This window comes from Mesorhizobium sp. M5C.F.Ca.IN.020.32.2.1 (genome assembly GCF_004023105.1).
Lineage (GTDB): Bacteria > Pseudomonadota > Alphaproteobacteria > Rhizobiales > Rhizobiaceae > Mesorhizobium > Mesorhizobium wenxiniae.
On sequence record NZ_RZSX01001638.1, the window covers coordinates 1 to 491 of the forward strand.

At 62.1% G+C, this 491-nt stretch carries 1 protein-coding gene; it reads left to right on the forward strand.

The window, feature by feature from the left end:
- The coding region (locus EOA86_RS37900) for a guanylate kinase (protein WP_128345898.1) at nucleotides 1-469 on the forward strand (469 nt) is incomplete at its 5' end.
- Nucleotides 470-491: the final 22 nt, after the last annotated feature.

The window sequence follows — 491 nt, forward strand, 5'->3', positions numbered from 1 at the left end:
TTTCCGGACCATGCGCGAGTTCGAGCGGCTGCGCGATTCAGACGAACTGCTCGAATGGGCCGAAGTGCATGGCAATTGCTATGCGACGCCGCGTGAACCGGCCGAACTGGCGCTGGCACAGGGCCGCGACATGCTGTTCGACATCGACTGGCAGGGCGCCCAGCAGCTCAAGGAGAAGATGCGCGCCGACATCGTCTCGATCTTCATCCTGCCGCCCTCGATGAAAGAATTGAAGGCGCGGCTGAAGCGCCGCGCCGAGGACCAGGAATCGGTGATCGAGACGCGTCTGAAAAACGCCCGCAACGAGATCGAGCACTGGAAGGAATATGATTTCGTCATCATCAACGACGATCTCGACCGCGCCTTCGCCGAAGTGCGCGGCATCGTCATCGCCGAACGGCTCAGACGCGACCGCCGGCCCGGTCTATTCGATTTCGTCTCGGGGCTGCTCGACGAGAAGACGGATTAGGGGCGCGCCCGCGCAGTTACAC